Annotated in this window: 28 protein-coding genes and 2 tRNA genes; 1 reads left to right on the forward strand and 29 read right to left on the reverse strand. The window is 46.3% G+C overall.

Features of this window, described 5'->3' with window-relative positions:
- Positions 1-80 precede the first annotated feature (80 nt).
- Positions 81-1184: a glycerol dehydrogenase gene (locus Selli1_RS02785; RefSeq protein ID WP_087255434.1), complete on the forward strand. Its 1104-nt coding sequence runs from the start codon at positions 81-83 to the stop codon at positions 1182-1184.
- Between the two features lie 138 nt (positions 1185-1322).
- Here Selli1_RS02785 and Selli1_RS02790 read toward each other — a convergent pair whose 3' ends face one another.
- From Selli1_RS02790 to proS, 29 genes are all read right to left on the reverse strand, one after another.
- On the reverse strand, positions 1323-2237 hold the full coding sequence (locus Selli1_RS02790) for an HD domain-containing protein (protein WP_281845930.1): 915 nt from the start codon (positions 2235-2237) through the stop codon (positions 1323-1325).
- 94 nt (positions 2238-2331) lie between these two features.
- Positions 2332-3084: an anti-sigma-I factor RsgI family protein gene (locus Selli1_RS02795; RefSeq protein ID WP_281845931.1), complete on the reverse strand. Its 753-nt coding sequence runs from the start codon at positions 3082-3084 to the stop codon at positions 2332-2334.
- A complete protein-coding gene (locus Selli1_RS02800; RefSeq protein ID WP_087168817.1) occupies positions 3068-3550 on the reverse strand; it encodes an RNA polymerase sigma factor in 483 nt (160 codons plus the stop codon). The genes Selli1_RS02795 and Selli1_RS02800 overlap by 17 nt, the downstream gene beginning before the upstream one ends.
- A 6-nt stretch (positions 3551-3556) precedes the next feature.
- A complete protein-coding gene (locus Selli1_RS02805) occupies positions 3557-3862 on the reverse strand; it encodes a hypothetical protein (RefSeq protein WP_281845932.1) in 306 nt (101 codons plus the stop codon).
- A 63-nt stretch (positions 3863-3925) separates the two neighbouring features.
- On the reverse strand, positions 3926-4456 hold the full coding sequence (locus Selli1_RS02810) for a flavodoxin domain-containing protein (protein ID WP_281845933.1): 531 nt from the start codon (positions 4454-4456) through the stop codon (positions 3926-3928).
- 19 nt (positions 4457-4475) lie between these two features.
- Positions 4476-5060, reverse strand: coding sequence for a TetR/AcrR family transcriptional regulator (locus Selli1_RS02815; RefSeq protein WP_281845934.1), 585 nt, complete (start codon positions 5058-5060; stop codon positions 4476-4478).
- A 166-nt stretch (positions 5061-5226) separates the two neighbouring features.
- Positions 5227-5601 (reverse strand): hypothetical protein, encoded by a 375-nt coding sequence (locus tag Selli1_RS02820; RefSeq protein ID WP_281845935.1) that lies wholly within the window; start codon positions 5599-5601, stop codon positions 5227-5229.
- A gap of 1 nt (position 5602) precedes the next feature.
- The gene (locus Selli1_RS02825; RefSeq protein ID WP_281845936.1) at positions 5603-5833 is read right to left on the reverse strand and encodes a hypothetical protein; all 231 of its coding nucleotides are present in this window, start codon (positions 5831-5833) and stop codon (positions 5603-5605) included.
- Between the two features lie 544 nt (positions 5834-6377).
- The gene (locus Selli1_RS02830) at positions 6378-7670 is read right to left on the reverse strand and encodes an IS110 family RNA-guided transposase (protein WP_087254357.1); all 1293 of its coding nucleotides are present in this window, start codon (positions 7668-7670) and stop codon (positions 6378-6380) included.
- A gap of 305 nt (positions 7671-7975) precedes the next feature.
- Positions 7976-8992 (reverse strand): hypothetical protein, encoded by a 1017-nt coding sequence (locus Selli1_RS02835; RefSeq protein ID WP_281845937.1) that lies wholly within the window; start codon positions 8990-8992, stop codon positions 7976-7978.
- The gene (locus Selli1_RS18275) at positions 8986-9282 is read right to left on the reverse strand and encodes a hypothetical protein (RefSeq protein ID WP_330677451.1); all 297 of its coding nucleotides are present in this window, start codon (positions 9280-9282) and stop codon (positions 8986-8988) included. The genes Selli1_RS02835 and Selli1_RS18275 overlap by 7 nt, the downstream gene beginning before the upstream one ends.
- A gap of 49 nt (positions 9283-9331) precedes the next feature.
- Positions 9332-9460 carry a hypothetical protein gene (locus Selli1_RS18465; protein WP_334304919.1) on the reverse strand — a complete coding sequence of 43 codons (129 nt, stop codon included), beginning with the start codon at positions 9458-9460 and terminating at the stop codon, positions 9332-9334.
- Positions 9461-9694: 234 nt separating this feature from the next.
- Positions 9695-9781: transfer RNA gene (locus Selli1_RS02845), tRNA-Leu, on the reverse strand.
- 4 nt (positions 9782-9785) lie between these two features.
- Positions 9786-9867 (reverse strand) — tRNA-Tyr (locus tag Selli1_RS02850).
- Positions 9868-9989: 122 nt separating this feature from the next.
- Entirely contained in the window at positions 9990-11708 is a 1719-nt protein-coding gene (locus Selli1_RS02855) for an LCP family glycopolymer transferase (protein WP_281872266.1), read from the reverse strand.
- Positions 11709-11805: 97 nt separating this feature from the next.
- Positions 11806-13854 (reverse strand): glycoside hydrolase family 13 protein, encoded by a 2049-nt coding sequence (locus tag Selli1_RS02860; RefSeq protein WP_281872267.1) that lies wholly within the window; start codon positions 13852-13854, stop codon positions 11806-11808.
- Between the two features lie 25 nt (positions 13855-13879).
- Positions 13880-15742 (reverse strand): ATP-dependent zinc metalloprotease FtsH, encoded by a 1863-nt coding sequence (ftsH, locus tag Selli1_RS02865; protein ID WP_087168826.1) that lies wholly within the window; start codon positions 15740-15742, stop codon positions 13880-13882.
- An 18-nt stretch (positions 15743-15760) separates the two neighbouring features.
- A complete protein-coding gene (gene hpt / locus Selli1_RS02870) occupies positions 15761-16288 on the reverse strand; it encodes a hypoxanthine phosphoribosyltransferase (protein ID WP_087168827.1) in 528 nt (175 codons plus the stop codon).
- Positions 16272-17660: a tRNA lysidine(34) synthetase TilS gene (gene tilS, locus Selli1_RS02875; protein WP_281872268.1), complete on the reverse strand. Its 1389-nt coding sequence runs from the start codon at positions 17658-17660 to the stop codon at positions 16272-16274. Before tilS ends, hpt begins: the two co-directional genes overlap by 17 nt.
- 59 nt (positions 17661-17719) lie before the next feature.
- Positions 17720-19114 carry a SpoIIE family protein phosphatase gene (locus Selli1_RS02880; protein ID WP_281872269.1) on the reverse strand — a complete coding sequence of 465 codons (1395 nt, stop codon included), beginning with the start codon at positions 19112-19114 and terminating at the stop codon, positions 17720-17722.
- Between the two features lie 114 nt (positions 19115-19228).
- Positions 19229-19555, reverse strand: a complete 327-nt coding sequence (locus Selli1_RS02885) for an FtsB family cell division protein (RefSeq protein WP_087168829.1) — start codon at positions 19553-19555, stop codon at positions 19229-19231.
- A 65-nt stretch (positions 19556-19620) separates the two neighbouring features.
- Positions 19621-19956 carry a spore cortex biosynthesis protein YabQ gene (gene yabQ / locus Selli1_RS02890; protein WP_281872270.1) on the reverse strand — a complete coding sequence of 112 codons (336 nt, stop codon included), beginning with the start codon at positions 19954-19956 and terminating at the stop codon, positions 19621-19623.
- Between the two features lie 10 nt (positions 19957-19966).
- On the reverse strand, positions 19967-20275 hold the full coding sequence (yabP, locus tag Selli1_RS02895; protein WP_243097649.1) for a sporulation protein YabP: 309 nt from the start codon (positions 20273-20275) through the stop codon (positions 19967-19969).
- Positions 20276-20380: 105 nt separating this feature from the next.
- The gene (locus Selli1_RS02900; protein ID WP_118636889.1) at positions 20381-20635 is read right to left on the reverse strand and encodes an RNA-binding S4 domain-containing protein; all 255 of its coding nucleotides are present in this window, start codon (positions 20633-20635) and stop codon (positions 20381-20383) included.
- 59 nt (positions 20636-20694) lie between these two features.
- Positions 20695-20970 carry a non-specific DNA-binding protein Hbs gene (locus Selli1_RS02905; RefSeq protein ID WP_087168832.1) on the reverse strand — a complete coding sequence of 92 codons (276 nt, stop codon included), beginning with the start codon at positions 20968-20970 and terminating at the stop codon, positions 20695-20697.
- 187 nt (positions 20971-21157) lie between these two features.
- The gene (locus tag Selli1_RS02910; RefSeq protein ID WP_087168833.1) at positions 21158-22891 is read right to left on the reverse strand and encodes a phospho-sugar mutase; all 1734 of its coding nucleotides are present in this window, start codon (positions 22889-22891) and stop codon (positions 21158-21160) included.
- A gap of 37 nt (positions 22892-22928) precedes the next feature.
- Positions 22929-23930, reverse strand: coding sequence for a CotS family spore coat protein (locus Selli1_RS02915; RefSeq protein WP_118636892.1), 1002 nt, complete (start codon positions 23928-23930; stop codon positions 22929-22931).
- A gap of 176 nt (positions 23931-24106) precedes the next feature.
- Complete coding sequence (locus Selli1_RS02920; protein ID WP_281872271.1) at positions 24107-25450, reverse strand: CCA tRNA nucleotidyltransferase; 1344 nt, start codon at positions 25448-25450, stop codon at positions 24107-24109.
- A 1-nt stretch (position 25451) separates the two neighbouring features.
- Positions 25452-26897 (reverse strand): proline--tRNA ligase, encoded by a 1446-nt coding sequence (proS, locus tag Selli1_RS02925; RefSeq protein ID WP_087168836.1) that lies wholly within the window; start codon positions 26895-26897, stop codon positions 25452-25454.
- Positions 26898-26956: the final 59 nt, after the last annotated feature.

Raw genomic sequence — 26956 nt, forward strand, 5'->3', positions numbered from 1 at the left:
TTGCTTTTCACATCAGATATTTTATACTGATAGTCAAAGAAATAACAAAGTAAACGCAAGGCGAAAGGGAGGTCTTACATATGCTTAGACTTAGAATGATGCGTGCACCTCAAAAATATGTACAGGGAAAGGATTCTCTGCTGCAATTCCACAAGGAAATGACCAGTCTTGGTGATAAGTGGCTGTTTATCTGCTCCAGAAGCGGATATAAGATGGCTCACGACAAGATCGAAAAAAGTTTTGAAGGGACATCCGACGTCCGCCAGTACGAAATCTTCGGCGGAGTTTCAAGTACAGGGGAGATCGAAAAAATGCGGGAAATCGTCAGAGAAAACCATCTGAATGTCGTCGTCGGTGTGGGCGGCGGTTCCGCAATTGACACAGCAAAAGCGACAGCACACTACGAAAAGCTTCCTGTCGTTATTGTACCAACCGTTGTAGCGACAGACGCTCCATGCACCGGTCTTTCTGTTATCTACAATGATGATGAAACATTCAACAGTTATCTGTTCTATCCAAAGAACCCGGAAGCCGTCATTGTAGACAGTGCCATCATCGCTAATGCGCCGGTCAGATTCCTGGTTGCCGGCATGGGCGATGCCCTCGGAACTTATTTTGAAGCACGCGCATGCGAGCGCACAGACGCTCCGAGCCTGGAATCCGGCGGAATTACCCAGTCAGCCATGGCTCTCTGCCGGCTCTGTTATGACACACTGAAAGAATACGGTGCTTCTGCAAAAAAGGCATGCGAATGCCATGTGGTAACTCCGGCACTGGAAGCCATTATCGAAGCCAATGTTTACCTCTCCGGTGTCGGTGCCGACAACGGAGGGCTTGCCGTTGCCCACTCTTTCTATAACGGTCTTACCGCACTTGGCGGCCACAGCGCTCCGCATGGAAACTGCGTTGCTTTTGGCACCCTCGTACAGCTTGTTCTGGAACGGGCATCTAAAGAAGAATTCAAGGAAGTGCAGAATTTCTGTATGGAAGTCGGCCTTCCTGTTACACTGGAAGAAATCGGTATCACCAAAGACGAAGAGATCCGCATTATCGCCGAGAAATCCTGTGTAGAAGGTGAATCCATCCACAACATGGTAGCGGATGTCACTCCGGATCAGCTCTACGCAGCTATCGTTGCAGCGGACGCTCTTGGAAAAGAGGCACTTGCGGAAAAGGAAAAATAAGTTCGTATCCGACCTTTAAACAGCCGTCCGGCAAGAATGATACCTCTAGATATTCCCATATTACAAAGCGGCAGGCGTGGTTCATATGAATCGCGCCTGCCGCTGTATTATGCCCATTAAAAGAAACATTCATCATCGTTACAAATTCTCTTCCGCCAGCGTTTTTAGTTCCTCTGCAATCTCATGATTGCCCGTCTTTTCAGCCAACGGAAGAAAAATTTCCATGGTTTCAGCTGCCCGTTTTTTTCTTTGTTCCTCATCGATCCATTCAATCGTCTTCATATTATGAAGACGCTCGGCGAGCCGGAGCAAGGTGACCTGTTCCAAAATATCTGTCTCCATATCCGCTTCTTCCGCTGCTTTTGCTTCAATCAGATCAGCTGTTTTCTCCGGAAGATATTTCCTTAATTCTTTCATTGTGGCTTCTGTCTTTTTCAATGCATCGCAAAATAATCCTGCGAGAATGGTTTCAGGCTCCGCCTCCATATCCGCAAGTAAAAGCGCAGTGTGGAGCGGGTGTGTAATATATTCATCGCCGGAATACCGCTTCATTCCTTGATAAATCTGGCATGCGTAGAGATAGATCTGCTCCAGATTTCTCACATCTTCTTCCGGATTCAATGTCAGAACCATCTCTTTTAATTTTTCAAACAGCATTTGTTTTTCAGCATGTTCCTCTGGTCTTCCAGTCATTCCCTCGTTCACATTTTTTCCTCCTAACTGTTTCATACTCATAACCATGGCTCGCAGTAAGGCCGGGCAGTAACCAAACTCTTTTTTGAATGCTTTCGTAAATCCATTGTGAGATTCCCAGCCATATTTTACAGCTGTATCCACAATCTTCGCTCCATTCCGTATATCCCCGGACGCCCTTCGGAGTTTTTCACTTTTTACATATTCCATCACTGAGACTCCAGTCTCCTGCCGGAAGATTCTTGAAAAATGATATTCTGAATATCCAACCGTCCCAGCGATCTTTGCCACTGTCAGCACTTCATCAATATGCTTTTCGATATACTCCTTACTTTTCCGAATAATGGTTCCTGCTTCCATATACCTCACTCCTATTGTTTCTTCCACGTGGTACATTTAGTATAGGACGCACCAAATAAAATTGCTGTTCCAAATCTGCTGTTTTTTATATTCACTATTCATTTTTATGTCCATGATGGTGATGTTTTCCCTGTCCGCTTCCTCCGGTTCCGGTACTTGTCTGTGTGTCACCATCCGCTTCCAGTTCCCGGATCCTCTCATAAAGTTCTCTCATGGTCATATTGGCCGCTTCCTCCGTCGTTATGTCGGGATCCAGCTCCTTCAATTCCAGATATGCTCTGTATTTGCCATATCCAAGTCCTGCTTCTTCCGCTTCTTGCGCTTCGCTTTCTGTCGCATGGCAGCAGTCGATATTGTGCTGTGTCTGTTCCAGTTCTTCCACAAATGCCATCATATCCTGACTCTGCTTGTTTTCTCCTATAACAACCACAGATAAAATTTCATTCTGATTCAAAAGTGCCACAATCTGCTCATTTTGTAGAATTTCATCCACCGCCTCATCATAATCCATAAATCGGAGGTTTAATTCCCCGGCCAGTCTTTCCCCGTCTTCATTTTTCCCTTCCAGAGAAAGCACTCTACCAAAGCGGTTGACTTCCATTTCCAGCGAAGGATTCACTTCGATCTGAATCGCCGCTGTCGGGAGGAAAAAGCTCCAGTAGCCCCCTGCAATCAGAAAAATCACCAGACATGCCGCCACCGGGATCCAGGTACGGTAGGAGCGAATTCTCTTTTTCTTGTATCCATCTGTTTTTTCTCTAAGAAACTGTTTTGTGCGTTCTTTCATCTCTTCGTCTGCGTGAATCTGACCAAACGCTTCTTTTATTCTCTTATCCGTACTCCTCACCTCCAAGCTTTTCCTTTAACAGTGCCCGCGCACGTGTCAGCATCGTGTAAACCGTATTGGTTTTCTTCCCGAGAATTTTCCCGATTTCTTCCGCTGTATATCCCTCATAATAATGCAGATAGACCGCATCTTTATATTTTCCCGGAAGAGACAGCACTGCCTCCAGCACTTCTCTGTGGTCCTGACGGTTCGGAGCCGGCATCTCCAGGAGTGAATCCAGCGAGACCGTCCTGCTCCTGAAAAAGCTTCTGCGCAGATCCTTGCAGGCATTTACTGTCACCCGGATCAGCCAGGCTTTTTCATGTTCTTCATTTTCAAACGGCATGGAACGAAGGACATATTTCAGAAAAACCGTCTGAAATATGTCCTCGGTATCAGCACTATTCTGCAGGTGGATCAGGCAGATTCTTCTGACCATATCCGAATACCTTTCAATCGCCCTGTTTACCTCTCGTTCACTTTGCATACATGTTTACCTGTTTCGTCCTCCCCTGCATCCACTGTTCTGGTGGTGCATATGGTGTCCTTCTGCATTATTGCAGGTTTTATTCTGATAATTGTCACAGACACCATCATGATCGGAATCTGTATAACAGGTTCCCGTTCCTGCACAGTCACCTGTATTGTTATGATGGTTCGGACATACCGAGCTGTTTACACAGATCCCATTGTTCCAGCCGGCTGAAGTCTCCTGTCTGTTTCCGGCCTTTACAGCCCCGGATGCAGCCACCGATACTCCGATTACTGCCGCCAGAATTCCTGCTACAATTTTCTTCATCTCAATCCCTCCTTTGTCTTTCATCTCTAATACGATTCAAAGGAGTGTTTCCATTCATTTTTTTCAAATTTTTTTCAAATCTTTTAAAATCGGTTCCAGATAACTTCGGTCTGTCCAGTCACATTGTTTCCCGTCCGCACTCATCAGCGCTTTCATCCACGGCTCGTAGGTGTCCGGATCCTTTTTGGCTACCGCTTTTTTCAACATCCTGCACAGGGTCCGGTCTTTCCATGTCATTTTCTCTTCATCCCACATTCCTCTTCCGTAATAAAGAGGGATGGATGCGAGTTCTCCCTTCAAATTTACCGTTTTTACTTCCTCAAGTGCTTTTTCATCGTACGGAGATGCCCCGACCGCAAACACCATAACCTGTTTTTCTTTCAGTCTGTCAAAGTGTTTCCGCAGAAACGAAATGCCCGCTATGCCGGATGCATAAATGCCTCCGCATAAAATAATTACGTCATACCGGATGACTTCACCGATTTCGGCCTGTTTCACTTCCACCGCCTCAAAGCCTGTCGCCTCTTTGAGCCATCCGGCATATTTTCTGGCCGCTCCATATTTTGATTGATACAAGATAATTCCTCTGCCCATAATCATCCCTCACTGAACACTATCCCTGCTGGTTTCCGTTTCTCTTGTTTTCAAGTGTCTCTTTCAGAAAAATCTGATACGCCTTCTCCTGCTGCTCAAAAATTTCCTCTGTCGAAATGCCCGGTGTTGTCATACAGAAGATTGTCCCGATGCCGATCGTATAAATCAACATATGCAGATGAAGCTTCTTTGCTTCTTCCCTGCTGATTTTCAGCCCGTCTGCAATAAATCCGGAGGTCTGGGGATCTGTTTCTTTCTGATACAGTTCATCCAGAGAGGAAACTCCTTCTCTCCGGTGCAGAATGAACAGCTTAAATATATTCGGCTCCTCTTTTGCAAGCTGTACATACGCTCTGCCTGTGCTGGCAAAGAGATCTGACGGGTCAATATGCGCCGCTGCAAATTCCCGCACAAACTCCAACGCCCGGCCCGTCACGTCTGCCTTCAGTCCATCCATATTTCTACAGTAACTGTAGATCGGCTGCACAGAGCAACCGATCTTTTCCGCAATGTTTTTTACAAGCACCTGCTCCATCCCGTCATTTCTTGCAATTTCAAACGCCGCTTCCACGACCATCTCTTTTGTAATTCTCTGTTTCGGCATCTTTTTCTCCATAAAAAAATAGTTATATAAATTATTTATATAACTATTTTATATTCACTATGTTACTAATGTCAATATCAATCTCTGCTTTTTATCCCAGTACCACGTTTCCCACAAAAACCAGGGTGATGACCGCCACCACAAACAGAGCGTACAGGATTTTTCCTTACTGTTCTTTGAATCCTTTTGTCAGAGGAATCAGACATAACAGAAGAATGATTCCCACCAGACCAATCACAATTCCTGCAATCATATTGCTCCATACCATTGTCAGGCACATGCCTATACCAAGCGTCAGCGCGCCAATAATTCCAAGCAGAACCGTTCCGATTGTTTTTCCCGACAGATGGATCGGATTTTTATTTTCCATCTTTCTCCAGACAAGTACCATAATTAAAAGGATCACCGCGCCGATAACACCCATAACCACTCCCGGCTGGAAGGCATTCCATTCCGGTATCAATGCCATGCACATCCCAAGTGCAAAAAAGATTCCCCCGATTGTTCCCAAAATCATTGCTACAAAACTACTTTTCTTCATGCTATACTCTCTCCTTTTTCTTCATTGCTTTCATCTGACGTTCTTTCTGTTCTTCTGCAAGTCTGGCTTTCGCCTCTTCAATTGACTCCCCGTCTTTTGTCAGGAACTGATCCACAAAAGAATCCGAGATTTTTGTAAATCCTCCTACAGCACCATCCTCAATCTTCTTGTAGCCGCCCACAACCTTCTCGGCTATTTTCTGATTTACTTTTACAAGTTTTGACTTTGCCACTATTCTTTCCTCCCTATTTAGTCAAGTGTTTTTCCCCTTAAAATCAAGGGATTTCTAAGTTCCTATCTCAGATGAACGAGCCTCGATCATGAGCATTTTCTGTATCTGGTACAAAAATAGGTGGTTATGGGTATACGAAATAAAACGTCTCTCTTTTCCGCTTTACATGGCCTTTTGTATACCCATCCATCTATGGCAGCGCACCTCCCGTGTCTACCAGGATCTCTGTACATTTCTGCACTGGTCCTCACTTCCTTCGTCCCGCCTGCCCATAACCAGGGTGTCAGCTTAGCTCCTTGCCAGGGTCTTGCCCTATGGAAAATATTCCCGCCGACTACTGGCTCATTCTTTGTAATCATAACATTTACTGACCGGCTTCCCGTGACAGCGCTGTTCCCAGCGGACGTTTCCCTCTCACGTGCTGCCTTTCTGCTTTTCAGTCAGCTGCTTCCTCTCCGGCGTGGCTGAACTCTACGGCCAGAGTCTCTTTTGATCTGACCACTCACTTCAGCCACGTCAGCTTTTCTTACGATGACTTATCTTCTTATGCTGCCTGGGCACTCATTCCCGGCCTCCTGATATCACGCAGCATCTTTTCCCCATCATACTCTACTCCCTTTGTCAGTATGGCATAGAAGACTCGAAGAACTTTACATGCTATCACTACGACCGACTGCATCTTTTTCAGGGGATTCTTATCCCTTGTTTGATAATACCGGTGAATCTCCCTGAATTCGCCATTTTTCCCTATCACGGATATCGCCGCTTCATACAACACATATCTCAGCCTCTTCCGTCCCCGGTAACTGATATGGCTTTCGCCTGCATGCTTCCCTGAGCTGTTCTTCACAATCGCATATCCCGCCAGCTTCTGTAACTGCTTCGGATCATCAAACCTGCTTAGATCGCCAACTTCTGAGATAAATCCACATACCGTTTTCAGCCCGATCCCTTTGATCTCTAGAAGTTTATCTACATATGGAACTTCCTTGATCTTTTCTTCTATCTTAGCCATCAGCTCCTCCATACGCCTGCCATACTTCTCATAGTCTTCCAACAGATTTCGGATCTCCAAGGATGCTGTTTCCGGTGCTTCCTGGCTCCCAACGCTGTGCTCCGCTGCCGATAACAGGGTCTTTGCCCTCTTCATCCCGGCGCCTCTCAGCCTTGCGTTCCGCCAGATCTGGTTGATCCCTTCCGCTCCCAGTTCTTTGATCCTCATCGGAAGCGGAGCCTCCTTAAGCACCATCATCCCGCTTACTGCATCCAGTTTCCCATAAACGTCTTTATATTCAGGAAAATAGATACTGATCCATCGCGCGATTCGGTTTCGAACCCTTGTGATCTCTTCCTGTGTCTGGAAGCGCAGGTTTGAAAGGCTCCGGATCTCTGCATAAACCCCTGTAGGAATATAAGGACAGGAAAAACGTCCTTCATTCACCAGTGCAGCAATGGTTTTTGGATCTTTACGGTCATTCTTCTCCGGATTATTGTCATCCATTTCCTTCGATTTTTTTACATGGTGCGGATTCACATGAACTGGTCTCATCCCGCTGTCCTGCAGGAACTTCCCAAGATTGAACCAGTAATGTCCTGTTGGTTCCATTCCGGGGATCACAGCAGTTTTGCCTGATTTCTCTTTGATATCCTCGACCCACGCTATGAATGTCAGGAACCCGGCTTCATCATTGCTGAATGCCAGTGGCTTATCAGAAAATTCATAATTACGCCAGTCGAATGCCCTTACATAATGAGTTTCACTTCCGACATCAATCCCAAGGATTAAAGTTTCTTCCGTAATAGATGCAATTTTTGCGTTTTGTGTGTTATACTTCATTTTAGATACCTCTCTGTTTTATAAGATTTTACTAACCGCTCAAAGTCAGCAAATCTTATTTTACTCTGAGGTATCCTTTTTTCTCAACCACCTTTCATGGGATTCCCTATATTTGAATTATACAGGAAGCTCCTTCATTTATCTTTATCTGATGGTATAAGATTACAGCCCAAATGTTGGAGAAAGATTTCTGTTTTGTTTGTGAAATATTAAAAACAGCCGCCAGATTCAAAAAAATCTACCCGGCGGCACATAAAAAAAGAAGAAGCTTTTCATTATAGCTTCTCCCAAAAAACAATATTATTCTATTTTATTGAGCGAAAAACAAATTTCCCAGCGGATTCATCATAATCAATCAGCTTCTTTGACTTCAAATTAGCAAAGACTTTTTCCTGGAATGAATCTGCATCTAAATAGTTTTTCCCGTCATGTATGTCTTTCACTACGCCTACTTCAGGTATCATCTCTATATCAATAAAATGTTCCAAATATTGGCTGATGTCATCGAGATGAATGAAATGACTGCCAACTGGAAAACCATGTTCTATGTTAAATTCCTCATACTCTTTTATAAATGTCTTGTGCTCCGGTAATTGAATCTTTGTAAAAGTAGTTTCATTCAACGAATAATATGCCAAGTGGTAGAGTCCATGAACAAACAACGCAACACGTCTGCCTAACTTATAATGAAGAGTATCGAAGAAAATCTCTTCCTGCACCCAGTTCGATCTTGCAACGGTATAGCATAATTCAAGTAAACAGTTTGAAATTTCAGAAGCATCTTCGTAGTACAATGCCAAAAGATAACGAGTAAAAGAAAGATCAAATTTACTTTGTTTCTTTGCCATAAATTTCAGAAGTTGTTTTTCAGCCTCACGCCCTGCTTCTTGATCTTTCCAGTATATGGCATACATCATGTTGTAATGTCCTTTATAATATCCGTTATCTGAGATCCCCGGAGAAACCGGCATACTTTTACCTACGAGTTTTAAATCATTGGCCGCAAAAGCCAGAATTATGTTAACCAGGCCGCCAGATTGATCTTGTGTAGTATTCAGACAATTATTCCTTATCATTCCAATTCTATTCCCTTGAAACAATCCATTCAGCATAAAAGTCATATCGCCGCTTTCACAAGCGAGCTTAATTCCAAAAAAAATAAAATCTTTATACATTTGTCTATAAAACAATTTAAAACAGTTTTCCATCGGGTAGGACAGTAATCCGCTTTTTAATTCGTTATAATTTTCCCTGCACTGTTCTTTCTTTTCATCTATAGTTTTATTCTCTAATGCATCTATACAAATATGCTGTATCACCATCTTCTCGAAAACCTGTATTTCCCTTTCCCGTGACCGGACACCGGCTCTATTATTTCTGCCCTCAGCAGTTTAGCAAGCAGCTTGGATGCACTTGAATTCTGAAGTCCAAGCAGTTCACCAACTGCGGTTCGCCCAAAAATCATATCAAAACCGAACTTGTCATACATTTTATAAATATGAGAAATTGTCTTTTCCGAAAAATCTGTCGCTTTCACCGCAATCAGACTTTCAATGTCTACTTTCGAACTCTGAATGTCTACTTTCCCTTCTCCAATGTCTACTTTTTGCATCTTCCAAAGTCCACTTATATGCCAATATCGGTTATGAAGTTCATTTTTTTCATTCGGAAGCAGATTCCTTAAAAACAATTCCAGATACTCTGTTGTTTCTCGTATTGCCCTCGCCAAAGATATGAATCTGCCATAATCTTGAGACCAATACCGCCAGATGATGGATAATCTCATTCATCGAAAGGCCTTTATAACTGAACTCTCTCTCCTGAGAAAAATCATATTCCAGTGTAGCCCTTAACTCAGAGGCGCTTCCATATAAGACCGTTCCCCCGTCCAGAACCCACTCTTAATACGTTTATCCATGCGCGTTCTCCGATACAAGCTCTGCTTTACAACATTGTACAATGTTTCCATAAAAAGAAAAAAGCGCCAAATCCGCTATTTAACGAATTTAACGCTTTTTCAGACCTGCCGCAGACCGGAATCGAACCGGTACGGGAGGATAAGTCCCGCAGGATTTTAAGTCCTGTGCGTCTGCCAGTTCCGCCACTGCGGCAAAGTGGATGGAGGTGGATTCGAACCACCGAAAGCGTTGCTAACAGATTTACAGTCTGCCCCCTTTGGCCACTCGGGAATCCATCCTTATGATACAGGGTATCATGCCCTGCCAATAACTATTTATACCACATTCCAAAGAAAAACGCAAGGAAAATTTCCCTTGCGCTTTCTTTTGTATCATAAATCTTAATCCTAACCGTTGGTTATCAGGTTCCATCAGCCGTCTCAGAGCCTTCAATCATCTCTCCGGCCTCCACCTTGTTAATCATGTCCGCAATCTCGGCCACAGTGTCTTCATTCGGGATCGTCACATAAAGATACTGACTTCCGGTCGAATAGCACATCTCCTGACCGCCGATACCGTCGGCTGCCATCGAGTAGATCTGCCAGTCTGAGTGATCGCTGAGCTGCTGTTTGATCAGTGCCCGGATCTGTTTCATGGACATATTTGTCTCTACACTGTCGGCTGCCTCGTCAAGGATATCAGCCGCCTTTACGATCATGGATGGAGATACCATCTTTTTGATCATTGCGGTAATCAGTGCCTCCTGATTCTTTCCACGCTGATTGTCGCCGTCTACAAGCGCATGACGCTCTCTTGCAAACGCAAGTGCCTCCTGACCGTCCAGGTGATTCGTGCCTTCCTGAATTTCAACAACAGCTCCGGCGTCGGTGCCTGTTGTGAAGGCATATTCAGACTCTACGTCTACACCGCCCAGAATATCAATAATATTGATAAAGGAGGTAAAATTCAGTCTCCCATAGAATGGAATTGATACCTGATACAGCTCTTCCAGTGTATCAATCGAAACATCCACCCCGTAATTTCCTGCATGTGTCAGTTTATCCTTCATGCCGCCGGAAATACCCGGAATCTCCACATAGTAGTCTCGCGGAGTCGTTACCAGCAGAATCTGATGCGTTGTCGGGTTGACCGTGGCGATGATATTAACATCACTTCGGCTGGAATCCTCCACATTTCCGTAGATATCAATACCGCTGATATACACGGTAAACGGCTCTGACTGAACCGGAACATCCAGAGAAACATCCTGCGTCTCTTCTACTGTATATTCGTAAATCACCCTTGTATTGGAGCCGAAGCCTTCTGACGCTTTCTCCATCGTATTCTGATAGTTGGAATCATAAACAATGATATCGATCTCTTCATCCATCAGAGCCTGCGCCATCTCTTCCATATTATCAAACACTTCGGTATCGATGCTCTTTTTCAACTGCTTATTGATATTAGAAAGCGCTTTATCAGTGTTTTCTCCATCCGTTGCATACTGGATTCCAAACACATAATCTTCTGCATCGCTCAGCTCTTCTGCCTTGTCACTTTCTCTTACGACCGCAACCATCTTATGACTTTCCGAGCCGCCGCCTGCAATGCTCAGGAGCGCCCCGCCGGTTTTATAAATATAAAAAGATCCGACAGCCAGAACAATCGTCATCAAAAAACTGAATACCTTGCCGACAATCTTGCCCCTTCCCCGTACAGCCAGCTGTGAAATCAATGTAATTCCAAGCAGTACCAGAAGTACTCCCGCGATTCCCAGAAGGTATTCCATAAGCAGAATATCCATCCAGCACAGAAGCCACAAGAATGCCAGAGATGACGCAAGCTGAAATGCGAAAAATACCATACCTCTGGCTGCACCTGCGCGCTCGGCTTTTCGTTCTTTACGTCTTCCGATCTCCTTCAATCTTCTTGCCCGTTTTTCCTCTTCCGTAAGTCTGTCAGGAATCTTCCGTCTTGTCCCCTCTGTCTTTCGCTTTCTTGTCGTTGTACGTTCCTGTCCCTCATCCATATTATAGTCTGAATCGGACTTCTTCTGACCGGATGCGTCCGCCCGCCTTTTTTGCCGGCGTACCGGTCTGTTCTCTGGAAGCTTTCCGTTTCCACTCTCTTTCTGGACCATAGTTCTTTTATCCTTTCGTAGGTCTTTCCTGCGTCTGTTCGCACTTGTACTATTTTATAACTTTTACTACATCTATGCCGGTTTGTCAAGTTTTTGGCTAATATTCACGCTTTTTTAAAATTATTGCGGAATGTTTCCCCATATTAAGGACAATCTCGCCGTTTTCTATAATATACTCTTCAAACTCTGTTGTATATCCTTCATCATATGTATAGATCAGCCTTCTCATAAATCCCTGCATCGGAATCTCTGCCGGCCAGACCGGTACGCGGACTGTTGCCGCCTCGCTTCTGTTGTTCACGATAACAACAAACTGTCTTCTGTCATTGAAGCGTGCATAGGCAAGAATCCCTTCTTCCCAGGTCAGCATCTTGAGCGATCCTGTCCGGAATGCGCGGTAACGTTTGTGAATAGCGATAACTTCCTTGTGGAAAGCAATCATCTCTTTATCTTCATTTCCCCACGGGTATGTTCTCCGGTTGTCCGGATCTGTAAATCCGTATACCCCGGCCTCATCGCCATAATAGATTGTCGGCGCTCCTACCCAGGTCATCTGCATCACGACAGCTTCTCTCATGATAGCCGGATTCGTATAGATCTCTGCCGCTTCATGTCCCAGCTGGTCAACACGTCCCACCATATGATTCGTCCGTGTCAGGAAACGGGAATGGTCATGGTTTGACAGTTCATTCATTGCCGTCATAAGTGACGGAGTCGGCATTGCTGCCATATGGTGCGTGATGGAATTGATAAAATAATCCGCATTGTCACACAGATCCGGCCGGCTGAAATCGCTGTGCTTTTCCATACCGGTTAAAAACCAGGTCAGCGGTTCCATAAACGCATCGTAATTCATGACGGTATCCCATTCATCTCCCTGAAGCCATTCTTTCGGATCTCCATAGTGCTCCGCAAGAATAATCGCCTGCGGATTCGCACTTTTGACAGCCATCCGGAAGCGTTTCCAGAAATCGTGATTGTATTCCTTTGACATTCCAAGATCAGCCGCTACGTCCAGTCTCCATCCGTCCACATTATACGGCGGCGAAACCCATTTTTTCCCGATCCTGAGAATATAGTTTTCCAGTTTTACGGACTCTTCATAATTCAGCTTTGGCAACGTTTCATGACCCCACCAGCCGTCATAGCTTCCGTTATCCGGCCATGCGCCCGGATCTTCGTTATAAAACTTGAAGAAGTCCCGGTACGGGCTGTCCGCTGAAATGTATGCGCCCGGCTCATACGTTCCTTCTTTCAGGTAGATCTTTTCTCTGTCCATCCACTTGTTGAAGGAGCCGCAGTGATTAAAAACTCCGTCAAGAATGACTTTCATGCCGCGTCTGTGAATCTCCTCGACCACATGGACAAAAAACTGATTGCTTGCCTCCAGATTTGCCCTTCCGGCACTTCGTACCTGATATTTTGTCGCCTGACTGTTATCCGCACACCCCTCCGTAAGGATCTCTCCGCCGTCTTTTACGATCCTGCCAAAGTGCGGATCAATATAATCATAATCCTGAATATCGTATTTGTGATTAGAAGGCGAAACGAACAGCGGGTTAAAATAAATGACTTCAACACCGAGCTCCTGCAGGTAGTCAAGCTTATCAAGCACTCCCTGAAGATCCCCGCCGTAAAATTCACGGATCGCCATCGCCTTGGCCGGTTTCTGGTTCCAGTCTTCTACTTTCTCGGATCTGGCTCCAAGATAATAGTATTCCCCTGTCACAACATCATTATCCGGATCTCCATTATAAAAACGGTCCGTATAGATCTGATACATTACCGCCCCTTTTGCCCATTCCGGTGTGGAGAAGTTGGGAATCAACACAAACTCGTAGGTCTTCATCGGCTCTTCGACTACCCCGTAGCGGTTAAAATACACCACTTCTCCATCATTTCCCCGAATTTCAAAGTGATATTTCAAAGGCTCGTTTCCTATCTGAATACGGGTATTATAATAATCAAAAACTTCTGATGACTGCCCTTTTTCCATAGAAAAACAGGCCTCACTTGTGACCACTTTTACTTCCTGCACATCATCTTTCGCCGTTCGGAATCTTAAAATTATCTTCTGATTTTCTACCGGTTCCGGCGGGATGACATATACTCCCGTCCCATCACAAAATAATGCCTGTTTATTCATAAACATACTCCCTTTCTTCCCGTATCTACTCCGGCAGCATCTGTTCTTCCTGAGAGCTTTCTGTAAATAAACTTTCAAACTCTTCCCTGGAAATCTTTTCTTTTTCCAGAAGGAGAGATGCACACTTGTGTAATACGTCCATATGCTCATTTATTATTGTCTTTGCTTCTTCATAACATTCGTCAATAATTCGTTTCACTTCCTCATCAATCTTCCCTGCAACCGCTTCACCGTAGCCCCTTGTATGGGCAAGGTCTCTTCCTATGAAGACTTCGTCGCTGTCATTGTCATAATTGATCAAGCCGACCTCCTTTGACATGCCGAACTTGGTCACCATCGCTTTTGCGAGGCTTGTAGCCTGTTTAATATCCTGTGACGCTCCTGTCGTAATGTCATCGAAGATGATTTCTTCAGCCACCCGGCCTCCAAGGGAAACCGTGATGTCCTGAAGCATTTTCCCTTTTGTGTTGAACATTTCGTCCTTTTCCGGAAGCGGCATCGTATATCCTGCCGCACCGTTTCCTGTCGGAATGATGGAAACCGTATAGACCGGCCCAACATCCGGTAGGAGATGGAACAGGATCGCGTGTCCTGACTCATGGTAGGCCGTAATCCTCTTTTCCTTGTCTGAAATCACACGGCTCTTCTTCTCCGCGCCGATTCCGACTTTGACAAATGCCCGCCGGATATCCTCCTGTGTAATGTACATGCGGGCCTGCTTTGCCGCGTAAATCGCGCTTTCATTGAGCAGGTTTTCCAGATCCGCCCCGGTAAATCCGGCTGTCGTCTGCGCGATCTGCCGCAGATCAACGTCATCTCCGAGCGGCTTGGATCTTGCGTGTACGGCAAGAATCTCAAATCTTCCCTGTACATCCGGACGTCCTACGAGAACCTTTCTGTCAAATCGTCCCGGACGCAGGATTGCTGGATCCAGAATATCTACCCGGTTCGTCGCAGCCATGACAATGATGCCCTCATTGACTCCGAATCCGTCCATCTCCACAAGGAGCTGGTTCAGTGTCTGCTCTCTTTCGTCATGTCCGCCTCCCATACCGGTTCCTCTGCGTCTTGCAACAGCGTCAATCTCATCGATAAAAATAATACACGGTGCATGTTTCTTGGCATCTTCAAACAGATCTCTTACCCGGGATGCTCCGACTCCGACAAACATTTCCACGAAGTCTGAACCGGAAATCGTAAAGAACGGTACATCCGCCTCTCCGGCTACAGCCTTCGCAAGCAGTGTCTTACCTGTTCCCGGAGGTCCTTCCAGCAGTACTCCTTTCGGAATTCTCGCCCCTACCTGAATATATCTTTGAGGATTTTTCAGAAAATCCACAATTTCCTCAAGTTCCTCTTTTTCCTCTTTGAGTCCTGCCACATCATCGAATGTGACTTTTTTGTCTTTATCCGTACTCATTCTGGCCCGGCTTTTTCCGAAATTCATTGCTTTGGCACCCGCTCCTCCGTCAGCTGCGCCGCTCTGTCTTCGCATAAATGCGAAAAGCAGGAAAATCGCGCCTACCATAATGATCGTTGGAAGAATCGATGTCAGAAATACATTTTCACCCGGTACTTCACTTAACTCACAGCTGATTCCTTCACTTTCCAGATAATTCTGTTCGTTCTGAACATTGGAAATATTGACATACCGGTATTCTCCGGAATCTTTCATCAAAAGTTCAACCTGACCCGTCGGAACTGCCTGATCCTGATAGATGACAGCGCTTTCCACCTGGTTCCCTTCGACGGCCTCATGGTATTCATCCAGCGTCAGCGTCCTGCTTCTCTGCTGTGACTGATTGGTTACCCAGAAAGCAAGGAAGATCAGCACGATGAATATCAGTACTGATACGCTGCCGAAGCCTCTGTTCTTTTTATTATTCAACCTTCCTTTTTCTCCTTTCTATTCTACTCCTTCGACCACTCCGATATACGGAAGGTTCCGGTACTTCTGGTCATAGTCAAGACCGTAGCCGACTACAAATTCATCCGGAATGTTAAAGCCGACATAGTCAACGTGAACATCTTTCACGCGGCGTTCCGGTTTGTCCAGAAGTGTACAGATATGCATGCTTTTCGGCCCTCTTTCGTTTAAAATTTTCATCAGATGAAAAAGCGTGCGGCCGGAATCGATGATATCCTCCACAATAATCACATCTTTCCCCTCAAGCGGTTCATCCAGATCCTTCACGATCTTTACCACGCCGCTTGATTCCGTGCCTGATCCATAGCTGCTGACACTCATAAAATCCATGGAAACAGGAACTGTAATTCTCTTTGCAAGTTCACACATAAAAAAGACCCCGCCTTTCAGGACGCAGATCAGATGTACATGCTTTCCGGCATAATCTTCACTGATCTTCTTTCCAAGCTCCTCGATCCTTTGATTTACCTGCTCCTCCGGAACCAATACTTTAATTGTCTCTGCCATTTTTTTCTCCTCCGTAAATCTCTATTTGTACTATTTTTACTGTTCTTTCCGTAATCTGATACGCTTTATTCTGCCGGTACCCGACGATCCAGACGATCTCATTCCCGTCTGCAATCAGCGGAATTTCATCTCGTTTGCCGGCCGGAACCTTCTGATTAATAAAAAATTTCTTTAAAGTCTGACGCTTTCCGTCTGCGGTGACCGTAATGTAGTCACCCTCCCGGCGTGTCCGCATGACAAGTCTGCCTTTTATTATATCATAATCAAACCATTTCGTGTAGGGGGTATCTGGCCACTTTTCGCCCTCCCGGCGGTCAAAGACCTGCATTTTAAACCCGATTTCCGGTTTTTTCTCCAGCTGTTCTCCCATCTTCTCTTTTTTCTGTATCAATACTCCTTCGTATGTCCGAAGTGCTCTGACTCCGTAAGGAAGTGATATGCTTCTCCCCGGCTGTTTTTCTATAAGCCCGTGGATATCCTGCACATGAACCGCCCGCAGATTTTTTTCACCTGCGCACACCTCGCAGAGTACAGAACGGATAACTTCCTCCCGGAACACCTTCGGAACTCTTTCCAGTTCCGCTTTCCGGATGAGCTTTCCGCCGTCTGTTTCCTTCACACATTCTTTAATATATGTTCCCGTTTCGGCTTCCATATATTCCCACAACTCAGACATTTTTTCCGCCATTCTGGAAATATGTTCTGCCGTTCCCGGATTGATCTCATTTAGTTCTTTCATGACTCTGTTGCGGATCCGGTTTCTTGTGTAAGCATCCTCCAGGTTGGTCGCGTCGATTCTCCACGGAATCCCCTGCTCTTTCAGCGCCGCCTCGATTTCTGCCTTTCCCACGCAGAGGAGGGGATGAATCAGTTCCCCGGAGACCGGGAGAATCCCCCGCATCCCCTTTACCCGGCTTCCCCTGCAGAGATTCATAATGACAGTCTCCGCGTTATCGTCCTGATGGTGGGCAAACGCGATTTTGTCCGCATGCTCTTCCACCATCACCTTTCGCATGGCTTCCCGGCGGACTTCCCGGCCCGCCTCCTCCTGGGAGCATTTTCTCTTTTCCGCCTCTTTTGCCACATCAATCCGGAACACACGGCATGGGACGTTCTGCTGCCTGCATAGTTCTTCCACAAACCGTTCGTCCGCGTCGGCCGCCTCTCCCCGCAGCATGTGATTGACGTGAACCGCCGTGACCCGGATTCCCATTGTCTTTTGCAGGCTCAAAAGTACAAAAAGCAGGCATACCGAATCAGCTCCTCCGGATATACCTGCAACTATATGTTCCCCTCGCTCTATCATATTCCATCGTCTTAGATAGGATTCCACTTTTTTCTGCAATCCTTCCCGTTTTTTCTCTTCAGCCACGTCGTTTTCTCCTGTATCTCTTTTTCTTCATCTTATATAATAATTCCGTAAAAAGCAAGTTATATTCTCCAGATTCCCACAACCAGCACGGTCATGTCGTCCATCGGCTCTTCCCCCGTCCACTCCAGCACCTGTTCCAGGATGTGGTGCGCCATTTCTTTCGGGTTGTTCAGGCTTGTTCCTCGGATGATAGTGTCCAGAAGAAATTCCTGCTCCCCTACCGGAAGCGCATCCATGATGCCGTCTGTAATCATAATGACGAAATCCCCGCTCTGCAAATGCTTATGTACGCTCTGGATTTCCAGATCCTGAATCACCCCGAGGGGAAGATTGGTAGAGCAGACCCTCTCCACTCCATTTTGATGGCGGATAAAAGTTGTGGACGCCCCTGCTTTTAAAATATCCACAGTCCCCTCATACAAATCGAAAATACTGATGTCAATGGTGGAAAAACGGATCTCCTCCCGGCCGATCACCAGCGCCGTATTCATCATCTCCAGAGCTGTCCGCGCCGGAAATCCCGCCTCCAGAAGTTCCTCCAGCATATCCACTACCATGGCGCTCTCCCGGTATGCCTCCTCTCCGGAACCCATGCCGTCAGAAAGAACCGCTCCCTGTTTTCCTGCCGGAAGCTCCATCATGGAAAAGCTGTCCCCGGAAATATCCGCGCACCCCTTTCCGATCTTTGCCACTCCCTGAAGCGTATAGTAGTGCTGCATCTCCAGGAAAACAATGGTCGCATACTCCTGCCCCAGCGATCTTCTCTCGTCTTTTGCCGGCTCCATGATCCGTCCGGTGCAGGCCGACAGCACCCGTGCCAGTTCTTTCGTGCTGACGCACTGTCCTTTCCCCGCCTTTGCGGTCAGATGGATTTCATATCTTCCCTGCGGTGTCATCAAAAAGACCATGCTCAGTATCCGCATATTCTCGTTTTTCAGCTTTGTCCTGATCCGCTTTTCCAGACGCTCATCCGAAAAAATGCTCGCGTCCAGCTCCCTTGTCGCATGCCGGATCAGTCGCGCAAAGGCGTCCAGTTCCACCGCGCATCCTTCTCTGCTCTGTACAATACGGTTGGTCCAGAACATCGCCTGCTTGGCATCCTGAAAGGTTTCCATCGTCTCACGCAGAAACCGCGGCGCCAGGATACAGTATCTTTGAAGCCTCTTTTTCAGATCCATATTCAGTTCCGCTCCGTATTCATCCGCAGTTTTTAAAATTTCATATACCATCTGATGCGTCCGCACCCTGTTTTCTCCCAGACACCAGGACCGGTTTTCACAGTTTCTGCACACGTTCTCAGATACCCTGGAAAACATTTCTTCCACCTCGCCGGAGGTAAACTGCCCTTTCCTTTCTTCCATTCTGAAAAACGTATCCGCCAGATGCTCCAGCGATCTCCCGAATTTCTCCATCTGCTCCACATAAGGATTCATCATACAACTCTTCTTTTCCATCTTCTGCCCCTTCTTATATCTGTATCGTGAAAAGACTTTGCCTGAATAGAATAAAAAACAGCTTCGGGAAATCAGTCTTTCCCAAAGCTATCTTCTGTGTGCAATGTCATATCATTATTCCTCAGCTTTAAAGAGAATTTCATTCTCCTTTACCATGCCGAGCTTGTCTCTGGCCGTATCTTCGACGTACTCATCCGTCCCTACATATTCTTTGTACTCTTCGATCTCTTCTGTGCGCTGCTTCTCTGCCTTCTTCTCTTTTTCCAGCTCTGTGATCTGCGCATTTTTGTCTTGCAGTTCAGCTCCGAGCGAAATGCTGTGCACGGTCGTCACCGCCGTAAGCACAAGCAGAATACAGGATATAAATACAACGCTTCCTTTATATCTGGAAAACCGCGGTCCCTTCTGAGACGTGCGTGTTTTTTTCTTAAAAATCTTCATCTTTACCTCACCGTAGATTCAGGTTGTTCCAGGTTATACATATAATAGTATCCTTTTTCCCACGATTAATCAACTCTTTTTCCGTGTTTTCCAGTTTTTTTCTCAAAAATCTTTCCGCAGAACTTGCCGGTTTTTGACAAAACCGCAAAAAAGGCGACTGCTCCTGCCACAGTTCCCGCGATAAAGTACCACCGGATTTCTCCGGAACTTGTCTGAAAGATTTCGCCAAACAGATAGAATCCGCAAAACAGCCAGTACAGAAAATCTTCGGCGGAAACGACAATAGAATGATGCCGGATAATCCTCCGGAAAAGACGCAGCACCTCATATACCCCACAGAGGAACATCCCTGAAAAAAATGCTCTTAAAAATGCATCCGCCTCGACTCCCAGCCTGCTCATCGCCCGCCTCCTAATGGAACAGGCGCGCAAGAAGTTTTCCGCCCTGTTTGGTCGTCTGTTTCATATCTGAATATGTAATGCTGTCAATATTTCCGGAAAGGTCGACTTCTCCCTTTTCCAGACTGAGCCGGTTGACATGGAGGTCGCTCCCTTTCACCATCATCATCCCCTGTTCTGTCTCCAGGAGAATCTCATTCAGATCAAAGGACAGGACATCCAGCACTCCGGTCACAAGACTTGTCTTTCTGTTATTGACAACCAGTTTGTGTGCTTTCCGGACCTGTGCCTCTTCTGTAACGCTCATCATACTGCTGCTCATCATCATCTTCTCTCAACCTCTCTTTCGTTGTCAGCCTGTCTGCTTCTTCCAACGTGCTTCTGAGATATACTATGAATCCGCGCCCGCCTTTATTCCTTTTCTGAATTAAATATAACGGAAAAGCTCTTTTGCCTCTTCCTTCTTCGTCGTATCCTGAATATCCAGTACTTCCGCCTTTACTGCTTTCGTGCCGAACTGAATCTCGATCACGTCACCTTTTTTTACCTTTGTAGATGCCTTCGCCGGCTTGCCGTTTACCGTAACTCTGCCCGCGTCGCACGCTTCATTTGCAACGGTGCGCCGTTTGATCAGACGTGAAACTTTTAAAAATTTGTCCAGTCTCATAACTGCCTCCTGTATCTTTAATATAGTAACAAAATAGAGGGCCTGACAGCCCTCTATTTCCGTTCATAAATATCTTATGCGTTGATTGCGTCTTTTAATGCTTTTCCAGCTTTGAATTTAGGAGCTTTGCAAGCTTCGATCTTCATAGTCTTTCCTGTCTGAGGATTTCTTCCTTCTCTTGCTGCTCTTTCGCTTACTTCAAAAGTACCAAATCCTACTAACTGGATCTTTCCGCCAGCTTTTAACTCGTCTGTTACAACGTCGATGAATGCTTTTAATGCTTTTTCAGAATCTTTTTTGGAAATTTCTGCCTTTTCTGCCACTGCTGCGATTAATTCTGTTTTGTTCATAAATACTTATCCTCCTATTGTCCCGTTATAAAAGTATCTTTCTGATCTGTCATGATCTAACTTTCAAAACCCCTGATTTCTATGGGTTATCTTCATTAAAAGTTATAACGGTTTCTTGTATATTTGTCAAGTGAATTATAGTGCTGCGCCCCTGTTTTCCGCAGGTTTCACAAAGTTTTCTGATATTTTAAAGCATATTGTCGATCATTTCCAGAACAGCTTTCCCAAGAGCCTCTGACTTGGCATCTGCGTCCTCAAGAGAAGTGCCCTTGATGCCATAGTAGAACTTCACTTTCGGCTCTGTTCCGGATGGTCTTACGCAAAGCCATGCGTCGTCTGTCAGATCGTAGTAGAGAACATTGGACTTCGGAAGTCCTGTTGCTGTCACTTCGCCTGTTGCCAGATCTTTGATCGTATCTGCGTTGTAATCACGGGCTTTTAATACCTGGTATTCTCCCACTTTGACCGGAGGATTATTCCTCAGCGTCTCAAGAATCGCCTGGATCTTTTCCAGTCCTTCGATTCCTTTCATTGTGATGGACTGGATACTGTCCTTGTAGTAGCCGTATTTGTTATACATATCGATCATGGCATCCCACAGTGTCTTGCCCTGTGTCTTATAGTAAGCCGCTGCCTCGCACAGTGCCATGGTTGCTACAATCGCGTCTTTATCTCTTGCATGGGTTCCGATCAGACATCCGTAGCTTTCTTCAAAGCCGAATACATACTCGCCCTTTCCTGTCGTTTCAAATCCGAGAATCTGCTGTCCGATGTACTTGAATCCTGTCAGAACTTCGATCAGTCTGAGGCCGTATGACTTTGCAATGGCGTCTGCCATATTGGTCGTAACGATCGTCTTGATCAGGCAGCCGTCCTCCGGCAGTCCTTTTAACGCCTGTCTCTGACTGATCTCATATTCAGCAAGAAGGCATCCGGACATATTTCCTGTCAGCACCTTATACTCGCCGGACTTCGTATCTTTTACATAAACACCAAGACGGTCAGCATCCGGATCTGTCGCAAGAACAAGATCTGCGTCCACTTCCTTTGCCAGTTTCAGTCCAAGTTCAAATGCCTCTTCTGATTCCGGATTCGGGTAGGATACCGTCGGGAATTCGCCGTCCGGCAGCTCCTGCTCTTTTACTACATATACATTTTCAAATCCGAGCTCTTTTAATACTCTTCTTGCAGGGATATTTCCTGTACCGTGAAGAGGGGAATATACGATCTTGAGCTCTTTGCCGACCTGATCAATGGCATCCTGATGCAGTACCTGTTTTTTCAGCTCCGCGATATAAGCATCGTCAATCGCCGCTCCGATGACTTCGTAAAGGCCTGCTTCTTTGGCAGCCTCTTTGTCCATCGTCTTAACAGTGGCAAAATCTGTCACTGCCTTTACCTCGTCCATGATACCTTTGTCGTGAGGAGGTGTAATCTGCGCGCCGTCCTCCCAGTATACTTTATATCCGTTGTATTCCGGCGGGTTATGGCTTGCTGTGATATTGATTCCGGCAATGCATCCTAACTTTCTCACCGCGAATGAAAGCTCCGGAGTCGGTCTGAGACTTTCAAATACATAAGCCTTGATTCCGTTTGCCGCAAGGCAGAGCGCTGCTTCATCCGCAAATTCCGGGGACATCCGTCTGGAATCGTATGCAATCGCAACGCCCTGTGCCTGCGCACCTTTTCCGGCGATGTAGTTTGCCAGTCCCTGGGTTGCCTTACGTACCGTATAGATATTCATACGGTTCGTTCCTGCGCCGATGACTCCGCGGAGTCCTGCTGTACCGAACTCCAGATCCTTATAAAAACGGTCTTCGATTTCTTTTTCATTGGATTCGATCTCTTTTAACTCTGCTTTTGTCTCAGCGTCAAAGTATGTACTTGTCAACCATTCATCGTATTTTTCACGATATCCCATATCTTTGTACCTCCTGATTGGTCTTCTATGCTGTCTATTATACACCACTCTTATCTAAATGGAAAGAAAATATCTGTTCTAAAAACGCCTTCTTTACCTCGTTCTGCTCAATGGAAAGCCGCAGTTTTTCGACACTTTTGGAAGAAATCCATGCTTTGTTGGAATTATAGTACGTGTTGGCGCATTTCCAGAATTTCTCCGGATAGGAAAGCCGGAGCGCAATGTATTCTTTTTCTTCTTCTCTGAGGGGATTGACCGCACAGTATGCCCGCAGAATCTCCGCACCGAGTTTTTCATTCCACTGATGCTTTTCCATAACTTTCCGGAGAAAATAATAAAGATCCGACGGCTGAATGTCTCTGCCCACATGTTCAAAGTTCACCACTGTCATGCCGTCCGGAGCAATCAGAATATTGTGGTAATTGTATTCTCCGTGGACAAAACTTCCTTTTTCTCTGCTCTGTTCCATCAGCTGCCGGTAGGCCGAATCCTCAAGACGCTGCTCCACCCTGGCCGCCACGCAGTACATAGCCTCAAAATATTCCAGGAATCTGCTTTCAAACTCCCCTTTGATTGTCTTTTTCCGGATAAAATTCCATACTTTCTTCAGTTCTCTGTTATGTCTGCGGTACTCATCCACAAGATCCGGTTCCCGGAATCCTTCCCTGCACCGGGGAAATTCCATCAGCCTGTGAACTTTGGCCAGCAGCTTTGCCGACTCCAGAATTTCCGAGTGTTTCCGGACGTCGCACTCTCGTCCCTGATACCACGCTTTCAGATAATAAGATACCCCGTCCTCAGAGACTGTCAGAAACTCTCCTTCTTTATTCGGAATCAGCTCATCGCACTTCAGATGTTCCTGATTTTTCATCGCTTTATGGATTTCATTCATAACTAAAATGCGCGGCTTTGATAATGCCGCCTGTTTCAAAAGCATCAGACCCCGATCCGTCTCACACAGGATGGCACCCCTCACTTTTCGGACATTGTCCACTTGTATCGGATATTGTTCCAGTACCTCTAAATCATAATCACCCATAACTGCCCCCTGCCTTCTGATTCAATCGTCTTTCTAGCTTATGAATGCGGGGGATTAAATAGAACCGGTTCAATCATTCTCCTCCAGCATGGCGGGCGGAAACTGCATAAAGACAGCCGTGATAATGCTGGTGTACGCCAGCTATCACGGCTGTCTTTTTGTTTTGTATCTTTGTACTATAAATGATTCATATTGGCCGCCCGTGTAAGCAGGTAGTCTTTTTGATTTTTCTCCGGATCTTCCAGCACCTCTTCAAGAAGAGCATTCAAAATCTCTCCCATCTGCGGTCCCGGACTGATTCCGGCATCGATCAGATCTTTCCCTGTCACGGCGAGTTCTTTCAGCGATACACATTCGCCCTCATCCACAATCTCCTGGAAGCACTTTGCAACGCCTTCGATATCTGAAATCTTGTCTTCTCTGTGATACAGGCTCTGTGCCAGAGTATCTGCCATCCGGATTTCCAGATAGTAAGGGAACAGATCTTTTCCGATCTTGTTCACCGCCCTGCGGACCAGTCTCCGGTTCGGCGGCATCCGGTAGTCATGGTAGTAGACAAGTTTTGACACCTTCCGGATCGTATCATTATCAAATTTCAGCCGTCGCATGATCTCTTTTGAAATCCGTTCGCTTCCGATGGCATGTTTCTTGAAATGGGCAGTTCCGTCCGGATCCATCGTCTTGTATTCCGGCTTGCCCATGTCATGGAACAGCATGGAAAGGCGGAGAATCCGGTCTGCGCGGATATGCTTTAATGCCTCCACTGTATGCACGCCTACGTTATACATATGGTGCGGCGTCTCCTGTGTTGTCTCCATCATCCGGTCAAATTCCGGAAGAATCACTTTGGTGATGCCAAGTTCCCACGCCGTCAGCATCTCTTCCGGGTGCGGTGACACGAGAAGCTTTACAAGCTCGCTCTGAATCCGCTCCGCGCTGATTTTGACAAGGGTTCCGGCAAGCGCGCCCGCTGCCTCCTTTGTCTTCTCTTCCATGGAAAATCCAAGCTGTGCTGAAAATCGGACAGCCCGCAGAATCCGGAGTGCATCCTCCGTAAACCGCTCACGGGCATCTCCCACGCACCGGATGATCCCTTTTTGCAGATCCTCCTGTCCTCCGAACAGGTCACAAAGGCCGTCTTCATCGTTGTATGCCATGGCATTGATCGTAAAATCCCGTCTCTTGAGGTCTTCTGCAAGCTTTCCTGTAAACCAGACTTCTTTTGGGTGCCTTCCGTCTTCGTACTCGCCATCAATCCGGTATGTCGTTACTTCAAATCCTTCTTTTTCTGCCAGAACAGTCACTGTGCCGTGCTCGATTCCGGTATCCACCGTCCGCCGGAAGATCTGCTTGATCTCTTCCGGCTTTGCGGACGTTGTGATATCCCAGTCCTCCGGCTCCCTTCCCAGTATCGAGTCTCTGACACATCCGCCCACTGCGTACGCGTCAAAGTCCTGTTCTTTGAGCTTTCGGATGATCCACTGCACTTTTTCCGGCAGTCTGATCCTGACCTGTTCCATTTTAGTATGCTTTACCCCAGAAAACTTTGTGTTTTGCCGGTTTTCCGCAGTAAATACATCTGTCGGAAATCGGCTCTTCATCTTCGATCAGACATCTGGATCCGGCTCCGCCTGTCTCTGCCTTGATCGCTTCTTCACAGCTTTCATCTCCACACCACATCGCTTTGATGAATCCTCTGTTGTCCTTGAATTTTGCAACCATTTCATCCATGGTCTCTGCCTCGTCGATGTGGCCGTCCAGGAATGCTTTTGCTCTTGTATACATATCCTGCTGAATTGTCTCGAGAAGTTCAGCCAGTGCTGCCGGTACCTCGTCGATTGCTACAACAGTCTTCTCTCTTGTGTCACGTCTTACAAGGACTGCCTGACCGTTTTCGATATCTTTCGGTCCAAGTTCCACACGTACCGGAATTCCAAGCATCTCCTGCTCGCTGAATTTCCATCCCGGACTCTTTTCGGACTCGTCGATGTCTGCACGTAATCCTTCTGCGCGGATCGCTGCCAGCAGCTCTTCTGCACGGTCAAGAACACCTTCCTTGTGCTGTGCCACCGGGATCACGCGTACCTGTTTCGGAGCGATTCTTGGCGGAAGCACCAGGCCGCTGTCATCGCCATGTACCATAATGATCGCACCAATAATTCTTGTAGAAAGTCCCCAGGATGTTTCATAAACACTGTGGAGCTCATTGTTCTTATCCAGATATTTGATGTCGTATGCATCCGGGAATCCATTTCCAAAGAAGTGGCTTGTCGCGGACTGAAGTGCCTTTCCATCATGCATCAGCGCTTCTACTGTGTATGTGTCTTCTGCACCTGCAAACTTCTCACTTTCTGTCTTTCTTCCAGCTACATATGGAATCGCAAGAGACTCGCTGATGAAGTCTTTGTAGACCTTCCACATCATAAGTGTTCTCTCTTCTGCTTCCTCGTAAGTTGCGTGGATGGTATGTCCTTCCTGCCACAGGAACTCTCTGGAACGAAGGAACGGACGTGTCGTCTTTTCCCATCTCAGTACGGAATTCCACTGGTTCCATACTTTCGGAAGGTCACGGTAAGACTGCACGATACGGCTCCACAGATCACAGAACAGTGTCTCTGATGTCGGACGGATCGCATATCTTTCCTGTAATCTCTCTGTTCCGCCATGTGTCACCCATGCAGCTTCCGGAGCGAATCCTTCTACGTGATCCGCTTCTTTCTGAAGCAGATTCTCCGGAATCAGCATCGGAAGGTATACGTTCTCTACTCCTGTATCTTTAAATCTCTTGTCCAGATCTGCCTTGATATTTTCCCAGATTGCATATCCATTCGGCAGATAGTTCAGGCATCCTTTCACGCTGGAATAGTCGCAAAGCTCTGCCTCTCTCACCACATCCGTGTACCACTGAGCGAAATCTTCATCTCTGGATGTGATAGACTTTACAAATTTTTTGTTGTCCTTTGCCATGTCGCATTCTCCTCTCAATCAATATTTTTCACAGCTTCCAAGGACTTCTGCCCCCCTGT

The organism is Sellimonas catena (assembly GCF_027924685.1).
GTDB lineage: Bacteria > Bacillota > Clostridia > Lachnospirales > Lachnospiraceae > Sellimonas > Sellimonas catena.